12 protein-coding genes and 1 tRNA gene are annotated in these 11,032 nt (G+C 71.2%); 6 read left to right on the top strand and 7 right to left on the bottom strand.

Translation table 11 applies throughout. The features are described 5' to 3' along the window. Positions 1-6 precede the first annotated feature (6 nt). Positions 7-273: a DUF3039 domain-containing protein gene (locus tag IZR02_RS11320; protein ID WP_025105320.1), complete on the top strand. Its 267-nt coding sequence runs from the start codon at positions 7-9 to the stop codon at positions 271-273. 6 nt (positions 274-279) lie between these two features. On the opposite strand, the gene IZR02_RS11315 is transcribed toward IZR02_RS11320, so the two are convergent. After that, positions 280-1,605 carry a nicotinate phosphoribosyltransferase gene (locus IZR02_RS11315; RefSeq protein ID WP_025105319.1) on the bottom strand — a complete coding sequence of 442 codons (1,326 nt, stop codon included), beginning with the start codon at positions 1,603-1,605 and terminating at the stop codon, positions 280-282. A 63-nt stretch (positions 1,606-1,668) separates the two neighbouring features. Between IZR02_RS11315 and murI the strand changes: the two genes are divergently transcribed. The 4 genes from murI to IZR02_RS11295 all read left to right on the top strand — a co-directional run bounded on the left by murI (position 1,669) and on the right by IZR02_RS11295 (position 4,893). Continuing rightward, positions 1,669-2,505: a glutamate racemase gene (gene murI / locus IZR02_RS11310; protein ID WP_025105318.1), complete on the top strand. Its 837-nt coding sequence runs from the start codon at positions 1,669-1,671 to the stop codon at positions 2,503-2,505. Between the two features lie 33 nt (positions 2,506-2,538). After that, positions 2,539-3,276: a ribonuclease PH gene (gene rph, locus IZR02_RS11305; protein ID WP_025105317.1), complete on the top strand. Its 738-nt coding sequence runs from the start codon at positions 2,539-2,541 to the stop codon at positions 3,274-3,276. A 2-nt stretch (positions 3,277-3,278) separates the two neighbouring features. Beyond that, positions 3,279-3,872 carry an RdgB/HAM1 family non-canonical purine NTP pyrophosphatase gene (gene rdgB, locus IZR02_RS11300; RefSeq protein WP_029989975.1) on the top strand — a complete coding sequence of 198 codons (594 nt, stop codon included), beginning with the start codon at positions 3,279-3,281 and terminating at the stop codon, positions 3,870-3,872. Between the two features lie 100 nt (positions 3,873-3,972). Beyond that, entirely contained in the window at positions 3,973-4,893 is a 921-nt protein-coding gene (locus IZR02_RS11295) for a cation diffusion facilitator family transporter (protein WP_025105315.1), read from the top strand. A 12-nt stretch (positions 4,894-4,905) separates the two neighbouring features. Here IZR02_RS11295 and ligD read toward each other — a convergent pair whose 3' ends face one another. Beyond that, on the bottom strand, positions 4,906-6,885 hold the full coding sequence (gene ligD, locus IZR02_RS11290) for a non-homologous end-joining DNA ligase (RefSeq protein WP_025105314.1): 1,980 nt from the start codon (positions 6,883-6,885) through the stop codon (positions 4,906-4,908). 57 nt (positions 6,886-6,942) lie between these two features. On the opposite strand from ligD, the gene IZR02_RS11285 reads away from it, so the two are divergent. After that, positions 6,943-7,755 carry a Ku protein gene (locus tag IZR02_RS11285; protein WP_025105313.1) on the top strand — a complete coding sequence of 271 codons (813 nt, stop codon included), beginning with the start codon at positions 6,943-6,945 and terminating at the stop codon, positions 7,753-7,755. A gap of 12 nt (positions 7,756-7,767) precedes the next feature. Here the strand turns inward: IZR02_RS11285 and IZR02_RS11280 are convergent, their stop codons facing one another. From IZR02_RS11280 to IZR02_RS11260, 5 genes are all read right to left on the bottom strand, one after another. Then, on the bottom strand, positions 7,768-8,532 hold the full coding sequence (locus tag IZR02_RS11280; RefSeq protein WP_217316601.1) for a DedA family protein: 765 nt from the start codon (positions 8,530-8,532) through the stop codon (positions 7,768-7,770). Between the two features lie 78 nt (positions 8,533-8,610). Continuing rightward, positions 8,611-8,692, bottom strand: a tRNA-Leu gene (locus IZR02_RS11275). Positions 8,693-8,759: 67 nt separating this feature from the next. Next, positions 8,760-9,341 carry a hypothetical protein gene (locus IZR02_RS11270; RefSeq protein ID WP_025105311.1) on the bottom strand — a complete coding sequence of 194 codons (582 nt, stop codon included), beginning with the start codon at positions 9,339-9,341 and terminating at the stop codon, positions 8,760-8,762. Next, positions 9,338-10,186 (bottom strand): endonuclease/exonuclease/phosphatase family protein, encoded by an 849-nt coding sequence (locus IZR02_RS11265; RefSeq protein ID WP_025105310.1) that lies wholly within the window; start codon positions 10,184-10,186, stop codon positions 9,338-9,340. Before IZR02_RS11265 ends, IZR02_RS11270 begins: the two co-directional genes overlap by 4 nt. Next, positions 10,183-10,977: a glycosyltransferase family 2 protein gene (locus IZR02_RS11260; protein WP_025105309.1), complete on the bottom strand. Its 795-nt coding sequence runs from the start codon at positions 10,975-10,977 to the stop codon at positions 10,183-10,185. The genes IZR02_RS11265 and IZR02_RS11260 overlap by 4 nt, the downstream gene beginning before the upstream one ends. Positions 10,978-11,032 lie beyond the last annotated feature (55 nt).

The following is an 11,032-nucleotide window of genomic DNA, read 5'->3' as shown; positions in this document are numbered from 1 at the left end:
CGCGGGATGAGTACTCCGCTGGACAGCCCCGATCAGGGCGGCGTGGCAACGCTTGATCGCGAACTGGAAGAACTCCTCCGCGAGGAGAACATCGAACCGGGCGACCACGAGCGCTTCTCGCACTACGTCAAGAAGGACAAGATCCTCGAGTCGGCGATCACGGGCAAGCCCGTCCGCGCCCTCTGCGGCAAGAAGTGGACGCCGGGCCGCGACCCCGAGAAGTTCCCGATCTGCCCGACGTGCAAGGAGATCTACGAGTCGATGGTCCGCTGACCCCGGTCAGTCGGCCTCGACGTAGACCGTCGGGATCGCGGGGTCGGACTTGCTGAGCGCGAGGGCGCGCACCGGCAGCTCTTCGCGGACGCGCAGGTGGTGTGCGCGGGCAGCGGCGGTCCCTGCAGCACCCTCGAAGGCGCTGTCGATCTCCCCGCCGTCGACGAGGGTCACCTGGAGCGGGCGTCCGTCCGGGTGCTCGGCAGGCGTGTCGAGTGCTTCGAACCCGTCGGAGACGACGACCGTCTCCGCCGCGGCGACTCCGTCGCTGAGCGTGCGGAACGCCGCCTTGCGGCCGCCGAACGAGGCCTTGTCGGCGGATGCCTTGGCGACCCCGATCCACGAGCCGTCGGCATCCTGCCGGGCCACGAGCTTGTAGACCATGCTCGCGGTGGGATATCCGGAACCCGTCACGACGGACGTGCCCACGCCGTACGCGTCCACGGGCGACGCGGCGAGAGCGGCGATCGCGTACTCGTCGAGATCGCTCGTGACCGTGATGCGGGTCTCGGTGGCGCCGAGCTCGTCGAGCTGTGCGCGCACCTCTGCGGCGACGATCGGGAGGTCGCCGGAGTCGATGCGGACGCCGCCCAGCCCGGTCCCGGCCACCCGGATCGCGGTCTCGACGCCGGTGCGGATGTCATAGGTGTCCACGAGGAGGGTGGTGTCCACGCCCATGCTCTCGACCTGCGCGCGGAAGGCGTCCTCCTCGCTGTCGTGCAGCAGGGTCCACGAGTGGGCGGCGGTGCCCATGGTCGGGATGCCCCAGGAGCGACCGGCCTCGAGGTTGCTCGTGGCGCCGAAGCCGGCGATGTAGGCCGCCCGCGCCGCGGCCACGGCGGAGCGCTCCGCCGCGCGGCGCGAGCCCATCTCGGCGAGCGGCCGCTCCCCGGCGGCGATGCTCATGCGCGCGGCGGCCGTGGCGACGGCGGAGTCGTGGTTGAGCACGCTCAGCGCCAGGGTCTCCAGGACCACCGCGTCCGCGAACGAACCCTCGACCGTGAGGATGGGCGACCCGGGGAAGTAGAGCTCGCCCTCGCGGTAGCCGCGGATGGTCCCGGTGAAGCGGTAGCGCTCCAGGGAGGCGAGGGTCTCGGCGTCGACGACGTGCTCGTCGCGGAGGAAGCGCAGCTCGTCGTCCCCGAAGCGGAAGTCACGGAGCAACCCGAGCAGCCGCCCGGTGCCGGCCACGACGCCGAAACGGCGTCCGCCGGAGAGACGCCGGGAGAAGAGCTCGAAGACGCTCGGTCGGGACGCGGTGCCGTCCCGGAGCGAGGCGGCGAGCATCGTGAGCTCGTAACGGTCGGTGAGCAGCGCCGTCGACGTGGTCATGCGCTCAGCTTAGTGAGCGCCGCGATGCACGCGGCGCCGCGCACGCGGGTAGGCTTGGGGGTCATGAACGACGCGCCGATCGGGATCTTCGACTCCGGTGTCGGCGGGCTCACGGTGGCCAGGGCCATCCGGGCCCAGCTGCCCCGCGAATCGTTCGTCTACATCGGCGACACCGCGCACTCGCCGTACGGCCCCAAGCCCATCGCCGACGTGCGCCGCTACGCGCTCGAAGTGCTGGACACGCTGGTCGACCAGGGCGTGAAGATGCTCGTGATCGCCTGCAACACCGCCTCCGCGGCCATGCTGCGCGATGCGCGCGAGCGCTACGACGTCCCGGTGGTCGAGGTGATCGGTCCGGCCGTCCGGCGTGCGGTCTCGACGACGCGGAACGGTCGCGTCGGCGTGATCGGCACCGTCGGCACCATCGGCTCGCGGGCCTACCAGGACATGCTCGAGGTGAACGAGCGCCTGCAGGTGTTCACGGCGGCCTGCCCCCGGTTCGTCGAGTTCGTCGAGGCCGGCGTGACAGGGACCCCCGAGGTGCTCGCCGTGGCCGAGGAGTACCTCGCGCCGCTGCGGGAGGCCGACGTGGACACGCTCGTCCTCGGCTGCACGCACTACCCGTTCCTCCGTGGCGCCATCAGCTACGTCATGGGGGAGGGCGTGACCCTGGTCTCCAGCGACGACGAGACCGCGGGCGACGTGTACCGCCAGCTCGTGCGCGGCGATCTGCTGGCGCCGCCCGACGCCACCGCGAGCTACGTCTACGAAGCCACGGGCGCCTCCGCCGATGACTTCACGGCGCTCGCGAACCGGCTCATGGGCCGTGAGGTGCGCGACGTGCAGCTCGTCCAGACCGGCGTCATCACGCTTCCCGATTCCGCCCTCGACGCGCGCTGAGCCCGTCGCTCCATCCCCGACCGAGAGAAGCACATGACCGACATCGTCCGCGCCGACGGCCGTTCCACCTCGCAGCTCCGCGAGATCACCATCGAGCGCGGCTGGAGCGCGCAGGCCGAGGGCTCGGCTCTCATCAGCTTCGGCGGGACGAAGGTGCTGTGCACCGCCTCGTTCACGAACGGCGTGCCCCGGTGGCTCACCGGCAAGGGCAAGGGCTGGGTCACGGCGGAGTACGCGATGCTCCCGCGCGCGACGAACAGCCGCAACGACCGGGAGAGCGTGAAGGGGCGCATCGGCGGCCGCACGCACGAGATCTCCCGCCTCATCGGACGCGCTCTCCGCGCCGTCGTCGACACCAAGGCGCTGGGCGAGAACACCATCGTCATCGACTGCGACGTGCTCCAGGCCGACGGCGGCACTCGCACGGCGGCGATCACCGGCGCCTACGTCGCCCTGGCCGATGCCATCGAATGGGGCCGGGACAAGAAGTTCATCGGCAAGAACTCGACGCCGCTGCTCGACTCGGTCTCCGCGGTGTCGGTCGGCATCGTCGACGGGGAGCCCATGCTCGACCTCGCCTACGTCGAGGACGTGCGGGCCGAGACCGACATGAACGTCGTCGTGACCGGCCGCGGCCTGTTCGTCGAGGTGCAGGGCACGGCCGAGGGAGCGCCGTTCGACAAGCGCGAGCTCGACGCGCTCCTCGACCTCGGGGTCGCCGGCTGCGCGGAGCTGAAGGACCGGCAGCTTGCCGCTCTGGCGGGAGCCTGAGCATGCGCGTCGTCCTCGCGACCCACAACCCGCACAAGGTCGCGGAGTTCCAGCAGATCGTCCAGCAGACGCGGCCCGACCTGGAGGTCGTCGGCTATGACGGTCCCGAGCCGGTCGAGGACGGGGTGACGTTCGCCGAGAACGCGCTCCTCAAGGCGCGAGCGGCCGCCGCGCACACCGGCCTCGCGGCGCTCGCCGACGACTCCGGCATCTGCGTGGACGTGCTCGGCGGGTCGCCCGGGGTGTTCTCGGCGTACTGGGCAGGACAGAAGAAGGACGCCACGGCGAATCTGGAGCTGCTGCTCGACCAGCTGCGTGACATCGCCGACCCGCATCGCTCGGCGCACTTCACCTCGACCATCGCCCTCGTCCTCCCGGACGGTCGCGAGCACGTCGTCGAGGGGATCTGGCCCGGACGCCTCGCCCACGAAGCCTCTGGGGGCGGCGGTTTCGGCTACGACCCGATCTTCATCCCGGGCGGCCAGCCCGACGGCGCGGAGCGCACCGTGGGGGAGTTCACGGCGGAGGAGAAGCAGTCGCAGTCGCATCGCGCCCGCGCCTTCACGGCGCTCGTGCCGCTGCTCGCCGCGCTCTGAGGATCCCGCAGAAGAACCCCTGCTGACGGTGAGAATCGTTACTGTTCCCGACTAGGCGGAAACGGCCTCTCCGCACCCGATGCCGGGCTAGCCTGGGGGCATGCACGATCACGCGCCCGCGCCCGGCGGTCTCCGTTCGGCGAGCAGCCGTCGCCTGCTCGCGATCTCGCTGACCCTCACGGCGACCGTGATGATCGTGCAGGTCGTCGGAGCCCTTCTCACGGGCTCGCTCGCGCTGCTCGCGGACGCCGCGCACATGTTCACGGACGCCTCGGCGCTCGTGATCGCCCTCATCGCCGCGACCGTTGCGGCGCGTCCTGCGGACGACCGCCGGACGTTCGGCTACCAGCGGGCCGAGGTGTTCGGTGCCCTCATCAACGCGGTCATCCTCATCGCCCTCGCCACCGTCGTCGCCGTGCAGGGGGTGCAGCGGCTGCTGAACCCCTCCGAGGTCGAGGTCGCGGGCGGGCTCATGCTCGTCGTCGCGGTCGTCGGCCTCGTCGCCAACGCGGTGTCGATGTGGCTGCTCAGCCGGGCCCAGCGCACGAACCTGAACGTGCGGGGCGCCTACCTCGAGGTGATGGGCGACCTGCTCGGCTCGCTCATGGTCATCATCGCGGCGGGCGTGATCCTCGTGACGGGCTGGATGCCGGCCGACGCGCTCGCCTCGCTGTTCATCGCGGCGATGATCATCCCGCGGGCGTTCGTGCTGCTCAAGGAGGTGTTCTCCGTGCTCGCCGAGTCGGCCCCGAAGGGCATGGCCGTCGGCGAGATCCGCACCCACCTGCTCGGCTACGACGGCGTCGTCGGGGTCCACGACGTGCACGTGTGGCAGCTCACCCGCGGGGCGCCCGTCTTCACCGCGCACGTCAGCGTGCGACCGGACCTGCTGGCGGACGGCCGCTCGGCGGCGCTGCTGTCGGAGATGCAGGCGTGCCTCGCGGATCACTTCGACGTCGCGCACTCCACGTTCCAGATCGAGCCGGCCGAGCAGAGCGACTGCGAACCGCACCACGCGTGAGCGGCGTGCCGCTCACGCCTCGACGGTGATCTCGTCGACGGTCTTGTCCGGGCGCAGACCTCGCCAACGCGCGTGCCGGAGGATGCCGTCCGGCGTCCAGTTCGCGAACTCCACCTCGCCCACGAGCTCGGGGCGCACCCACAGGGCGTCGGAGGCATCGGGTCGGGGGACTCTGTCGAGCGGTGCGCGCGGCACGCGCAGCGGTTCCAGGCGGGCGAGGAGATCGCGGAGGATCCGGTCGGTGAATCCGGTGCCCACGCGGCCGATGTAGCGGAGGTCGCCGCCCTCCGGGACCGCGAGGAGGAGAGAGCCGAGAGTGCCCTCCCGCTCGCCCTTTCCCGGGCGGATACCGACGATCACCGCCTCCTGCATGCGGGTGTTCTTGAGCTTGAGCCAGGAGGGCGAGCGCTGGCCGGCGCGGTACCGCGACGCCGGATCCTTCACGACGACGCCCTCCAGACCGAACTCCTCGCTCGCCGCCAGTGCCGCGTCCACGTCGTCGAAGACGGGTGGGACCTGGATGGGCGCGTCGACTCCCGCCACGATGTCACCCAGGAGCGTGCGGCGCTCGCGGAGCGGCATCCCGGTGAGGTCGTGGCCGTCGAGACGGAGCAGGTCGAACAGCATGTACACGACCGGTGTGCGCACCACCTCACGCTCGATCTCCCGGGGCCGGGTGAGGTGCATGCGGTTCTGCAGCAGGGAGAAGCTCGGCCGGGCGGCGCTGTCGAAGGCGACGATCTCCCCGTCGACGATCGCCTCGTCGACCGGGAGGAACGGGGCGCCGTCGGCCGTCAGCTCGGGGTAGCGGGCGGTGATGTCGGTGCCGCGACGGGCGTGCAGCGACATGTGCCCGTCGCGCCAGGTGCCGATCGCACGGATGCCGTCCCACTTCACCTCCACCCAGGACGGGGTGCTGAGGTTTCGAGCGATCGCGGGGGTGCCGTTCTCGGCGAGCATCGGGGCGAGGGAGGGGAGGGTGGCCCCGGCGGGTGACGGTGCGGGCGCGGCGAGGGGCCGTCCGCGGCGGGTGGGGGCGGGGGCCGCCGCCCGGATCGCGGGAGCCGGGGTCGAGGCGGGCGCGTTCGAGGGCAGTGCCGGAGCGTCGGGGCGGAGCGACGAGAGGGGGTCGAATCCCGCAGCCGCGCGTGCGAGCACGTCGTCCAGTTCGAGGTGTGCGAGCCCCGGGTCGTCGAGCTCCTCCCACGTGCGCGGCGCCGCGACGCCGGGGCGGGCGCGCCCGCGCAGGGAGTACGGGGAGATCGTCGTCTTCTTGCCGTTGTTCTGGCTCCAGTCGAGGAACACCTTGCCCCCGCGCACGGCCTTGGACATGACGCTCGTCGCCAGGTCCGGGTGGTCGTTCTCGATGATGCGGGCCAGTTCTTTGACCACGGCGGAGACCTCGGCGCTGGTCTGCTCGCCGGGCAGGGACGCGTAGAGGTGGATGCCCTTGCTGCCGCTCGTCACGGGCAGGGGGTCGAGGCCCATGCCGGTGAGGAGCGTCCTGGCGATCCGGGCGACCTCGGCGCACTGAGCGAGGTCGGCGCCGGGACCGGGGTCGAGGTCGAGGACGAGGCGGTCGGGGCGGCCAGGCAGGCCCTCGGGAGTGAAGCGCCACTGCGGCACGTGCAGCTCGATCGCGGCGACCTGCGCGAGCCACACGAGCGTGGGCACGTCCTCCACCAGCGGATACGCCTTGGGACCGTCGGAGTGCTGGATGTCCTGCCGCGGGATCCAGTCCGGAGCCCCGGGCTCGAGCTGCTTCGTGAAGAAGGAGTCTTCCGGGGCGGCGGCGGTGCCGACCCCCTCGACCCAGCGCTTGCGGGTGACCGGGCGGCCGTCGAGGAGGGGCAGGAGCAGGGGCGCGATGGCGGTGTAGTAGGCGATGACCTCGCCCTTGGTCGTGCCCGTCTCCGGATAGACGACCTTGTCGAGGTTGGTCACGCGCAGTCGTCGGCCGTCGACCTGCACGACCTGCGCCTCTCCCACCATGGAGCCAGCGTAGTCAAGGGGTGGTCGTGACGGGTGGGGCTGGTGTCTACTGGTGTGATGAGGACGATCTGGAAGGGCGCCCTGACGTTCGGGCTGGTGAACGTGCCGGTCAAGGTGTACTCCGCGACCGAGGACCACGACGTGCCGCTGCATCAGGTGCACGACAAGGACGGCGGCCGCATCCGCTACCAGCGGACGTGTGAGGTGTGCGGCGAGACGGTCGCCTACTCCGACATCGACCGCGCCTACGTCGACGACGGGCAGACGGTCGTGCTCACCAAGGACGACCTCGCCGCGCTGCCGGCGGAGAAGAGCCGCGAGATCGACGTGGTGGAGTTCGTGCCCTCCGAACAGGTCGATCCGCTCACCCTCGACAAGCCGTACTACCTGGAGCCCGACTCGAAGTCGCCGAAGGCGTACGTGCTGCTGCGCAAGACTCTGGAGCAGACCGACCGCACCGCGATCGTGCGGTTCACGCTGCGCCAGAAGACGCGGCTCGCCGCCCTGCGCGTGCGGGGCAAGGTGCTCGTGCTCCAGACGCTCCTGTGGTCGGACGAGGTCCGGGAGGCGGAGTTCCCGTCCCTCGACGAGGACGTGCGGATCTCGAAGAAGGAGCTGGAGCTGTCGTCTTCGCTCGTGGACAGCTACTCGGCCGACTTCGATCCCGAGGAGTTCGTCGACGAGTACCAGAAGGAGCTCCGCACCCTCATCGACGCGAAGATCGAGGCCGGGGAGACGTTCGATGTGGCCGAGACGTTCGGCGGCGACGGCGAGAAGGCGGCGGACGGCGGCGAGGTCATCGACCTGATGGAGGCGCTGCGCGCGAGCGTGGCCCGCTCCAAGGAGAAGCGCTCGAAGAACGCGGGCTGACCCGCGACGGGATCAGTGCTTGCCGTCGCCGTCGAGGTCGGGGGCCCGGTCGAACACGTCGGCGTCGAGGACGAGCTCCTCCGCCTCCTCGTGGTCGGTCACGACGTCTTCGCCCGCGGCCGCGGCCTTCTTCGCCTTGCGGCGCTCGGTGAGGTAGTGCCACAGGGTGACGATCGCTGTGCCGCCGACGGCGATGAGCAGGATGATGTCGATGTACTCGACGACGAGGTCTCGCACCCACGGGATGTAGGCGATGAGGTAGCCGACCATCGTGAGGCCGAAGCCCCAGATCATCGCCCCGATGAAGTTGTAGAGCGAATAGCGCCGCCAGGGCATGTGGCCCACGCCGGCGGCGACCGGAGCGAACGTGCGCACGATCGGAACGAAGCGCGCGAGGATCACGGTGAGGCCGCCGAAGCGCTCGAAGAACGCGTTGGTGCGCTCGACGTTCTTCTTGCTGAACAGGCCGGATTCCTTGCGTTCGAACACCGCGGGGCCGCCCTTGTGCCCGATGACGTAGCCGACCTCGCCGCCGATGAACGCCGAGAGGGCGATGAGCAGCGAGACGACCCAGATGTTCACGCCGAAGACGTTGCTCGTGTGGGTCAGCAGGCCCGCGATGATGAGCAGCGTGTCACCGGGCAGGAGGAAGCCGACCAGCAGACCGGTCTCGGCGAAGATGATGAAGCAGACCACGAGGAGCGCCCACGGACCCGCCGCCCCGATGATCGTCTGCGGATCGAGCCACGGGATGAGCGCGGTGGGGGCGTGCAGCATGCTTTCGAGCACTGGCGGGATTCCCGTCGGTCGTGAGGTGTCGGCGGTGGAGCGATGCGGGCGCCGAAGCACCCGTCGTGCGGAAGGTGGGACTTGAACCCACACGCCCTGGGGCACAGGAACCTAAATCCTGCGTGTCTGCCAATTCCACCACTCCCGCGCGGTGGCTTCAGTCTACTGACCCGCGCGCTGTTCGACCCTGGGGATCGTCCCGCAGTTCCGCGCCGTCACGCAGGGCGATGACGCTCCAGCCGGACGACGGCGACGAGGACTCCCGCCGCGAGCGCACCGAGTCCGCCCATCGCCATGTCGCCGATGGTGTCTTCGTAGGTGACGAAGATCTCGTCGGTGATGAAGGTGCGTCCCGCCCACTCGATCATCTCCCACACGGCGCTGGCCGCGAGCCCGATGACGGTGCAGAGGACGATCGGGATGCGCGGTCGGAACGCCGGCGACTCCTGCGCGGTGACGATGCCGAGGCGGGAGAGCACGAGGTAGCCGGTGGCGGCGAGGGCGCCTGTGCAGACGAAGTGCACGACGAGGTCCCACCCGGTGAGCGTGCGGTACAGGTCGAACACATTGCTCGCCGCCGCGATGAGCACGATCAGGCCGATCGTGAGGTCGATGCCGCCGCGCATCCCGAGGACGCGGGGGAGCATGAGGGCGGGAAGAGCGAGCGCGAGGATGCCGGCGTCGGTCGGGGTCGACCAGATCGCCGCGACGAGGACGCTGAGGATGCCGATCACCCGGACGGCGTCGGCGCCGTACTCCGCCACGGACTGCGGCGGGCGGAGGAAGTCCTCCTTCATGCGGGCTCCTCGGGTGTGGCAGCGGCGGGCGGGGCGAGATCGATCAGGGCGTGCAGGGGGAGGTGATCCGACGGCCAGCCCCCTCCATACTGCCGCGCATCGATGCCGGCCCGGCGCACGGGAAGCGCGGGGGAGACGAGGATGCCGTCGATGCGGCGTCCGCGGCGGGGCGTCCGATAGCCGGCGAACGTGCTCCAGGCGGGGGTGCGGCGGGACACGGCGGCCGTCCACGAATCGCGGAGGACGCCGTCGGCTTCCAGGGCGCGCCACGGTGCCGAGCCCGCGGCGGCGTTGACGTCCGCGAGGAGGATGACGGGTGTCGCAGAGGCGGCGGCGAGGTCGTGCGCCGCCTGGGCCTGACGGAGTCGCGCCCACGGCGAGAAGGCGTCGAGGTGGGTGTTGAGCACGGTGACGGGAGCGCCCGTGCGGCGGTCGCGGAAGGATGCCTCCACCGCCACCCGCGGCGCGACGCTCAGCCAGGAGCGGGAACCGGGGCGATCGGGGGTGAGGGAGAGCGCGACCTGTCGCCAGGTGCGCAGCTCCAGCCGGTCGGCGTCGTAGAAGAGGGGACAGCCCTCGCCGCGGGGTCCGGGGAGGCGGCCGTGGCCGACGCGGCGGAACGACGGGCCGAGCGCGGCGGAGACGGCGGCGGCCTGCGCGGGAAGGGCCTCCTGCATACCGAGGACGTCCGGCCGCTCGGTGCGCAGGAGCGCGGTCAGCCGGGGGCGTCGGATCTCCCAGCGGTCGGCGCGCGGCCAGGCGAGGGCACCGAGGTCGCGGCGGATGTTGAGGGACATGACGTGCAGCTCGGTGGCGGATGGTGTTCCGAGGAGCGGGGCGGTCATCGGCGGGCTCCGGGCGCGGGAACGCCGAGCCGGTGCAGTGCGCGGCGTAGCACGAGCCGCACCCAGCGCACAGGAGGGAAGTCCTCCGGCCAGTGCACGAGGACGGTGCGGGCGCCGATCCAGGCCCGGCGGGCGAAGGAGCGGCCGCTGCCGAACGGGCGCATGGAGATGCCCATGTCGGTGTGCAGGAGCCAGCGGATGCGGTGGCGTTCGCCGACATGGAAGGCGAGGTCGAGGTCGTCGTGGAGCGCGGCGTCGCCGTGCACGCGATCGCGGACGGCGAGCCACGTCGAGCGGCGGAGGGCGAGGTTCGACCCGAACAGTGGTGCGTGGCCGAGGGCAGAGCCGCATACGACGACGTAGGACAGCAGGTAGGCCGCCGCGAGGGGCCGGCGCAGGAACCGGGGGCCGTCGACGAAATGCGCACCGCCGGTCCAGGCGCCGACCCGCGGATCGCGTGTGCATGCGGTCGCCATCGTCTCGATCCACCGCGGCCCCGGGACACCGTCCGCGTCGAGTCGCAGGATCACGTCGCCCGTCGCCGCGTCGTATCCGGTCGCGCTCGCCGCGGGGATGCCCGGGGTGTCGCACCGCACGACCCGTGCACCGTGCCGGGCAGCCACGGCGGCCGACTCATCGGTCGAGGCGTTGTCCACGACGATGATCTCGTCGGGCGGGAGCGTCTGCCGCGCGAGGGCGCGGAGACACCGCTGCAGTTCCGCCGCGTCGTCCTTGACCGGAATGACCACGCTCAGGGTCGGTTCGGGGGCGGCTGGTGTGGCGCGGTGCACGTCGTCTCCTCGCAGGTCTGCTCCTCAGCCTAGGGAGCGCGACGACGGGGGACGT

It is taken from the genome of Microbacterium paraoxydans (assembly GCF_019056515.1).
GTDB lineage: Bacteria > Actinomycetota > Actinomycetes > Actinomycetales > Microbacteriaceae > Microbacterium.
Note: the sequence above shows the minus strand (reverse complement) of the source record. Positions and strands in the feature narration are given on the sequence as shown.